General features: G+C 39.0%; 1 protein-coding gene. It reads left to right on the top strand.

Annotated elements, in window-relative coordinates:
- Positions 1–614 precede the first annotated feature (614 nt).
- Positions 615–1,091 carry an RNA recognition motif domain-containing protein gene (locus QNM19_RS24365; protein WP_284027305.1) on the top strand — a complete coding sequence of 159 codons (477 nt, stop codon included), beginning with the start codon at positions 615–617 and terminating at the stop codon, positions 1,089–1,091.
- The last annotated feature ends 166 nt before the right edge of the window (positions 1,092–1,257 follow it).

Genomic DNA, 1,257 nt, shown 5'->3' with positions numbered 1-1,257 from the left:
TTGAATCCGAAGATTCGTGCTCATTGAATTCTGATTTTGATTCTTTCGAATCGAATTGACTGTGCTGAATAAACTATGTTTATTCCGTTGGTCACTCAGTTCAATTGAGACTCTAAATTTTTGTGCGTCATTCAGTAAACTGAATTTCGCTGTTAGAACTCAATCTGTACGAGTGCCCACACAGATGATTGCTTCATATTTTTAAAGAACATAATCCGGTTACCCGGTGTAACTAAACTTCGTTAGTTACCGCAGCCTCGCTGCGAAGTGGAGCGCTATATTAACCGCTTCACTTTTAAAGTCAACTAGAAAATTTAATTTTTCTTAATTAAGCTTTCCGTTTGGCTTTTCCTTCACTTAACTCGTTGCTTTTCAGCGTTGTGCTCCGTGTCGGTGGATGCGCATTATAGGGAAATCGAAAACCATTGCAACCCCTTTTTTGATCTTTTTGATCATTTATCTTTAAACCCTCAATACTGGCAGTAATTCCACAGATAAGATGCAATCTTTTCAACAAGTTCTATATTTAATTATTGCGATATTTGATTAAGTCGTTAATATAGCAACCTTTCTTGTTAAATTAATGTGTATTCAACGTTTTTTGGTAGATCCTTATGAATATTCTCGATCGTAAGACACTATTTACTGTACTTCTCCTGGCAATACTGAGCTACGCGCTCGGTCATTTTGTACTGCTAAATAGTCAAATAGATCCCGCCCTATTATTGGCGCTAGGCATCATCATTGGAGGTATTGCTTCAGCATTTGCTTCCTCAACAGGAAATACTGGTAGTAGTAGCATCAGTGGTTCGGTAGAAACAACCACACTCTATGTCGGTAATTTACCCTACAGAGCAAATGAACAAGTTGTCCGCGAATTGTTCGAAGAAAAGGGACAGGTTTTTTCGGTTCGTTTGCTTAAAGATAAGAACACAGGTAAACGCCGAGGGTTTGGTTTTGTCGAAATGCCGCAGCCTGATGCTTTAAAAGCCATCAACGAACTCAATGAATCTGAGTTTCAGCAACGTACGTTAAAAGTCAGAGAAGCGAAACAAAAACAAGAGTCACTGACCACTAACGATCAAGACTGATCTCACTCACTTTATAATAGCTCGTTGTTCACACTAACAGGGGTGGTGCCAATCTGGTTACCACCCCTTTTTTATTCCTGCAGTATTTTCGCACTTGTATTAAGCTATATCGAAATGTCCCTACCATGCCCCGAAGCTTTAAAAGCCATCAACAAACTCAATAGAT

This window comes from Pseudoalteromonas ardens (assembly GCF_030125445.1).
In the GTDB taxonomy this organism is placed as follows: domain Bacteria; phylum Pseudomonadota; class Gammaproteobacteria; order Enterobacterales; family Alteromonadaceae; genus Pseudoalteromonas; species Pseudoalteromonas ardens.
The sequence above is the reverse complement of the archived record's forward strand: the minus strand, read 5'-3'. Positions and strand labels throughout refer to the sequence as shown.

What these genes read in the sequence shown, in the direction of transcription:
- QNM19_RS24365 (WP_284027305.1), top strand. Translation starts at nt 615, where the DNA reads ATGAATATTCTCGATCGTAAGACACTATTTACTGTACTTCTCCTGGCA.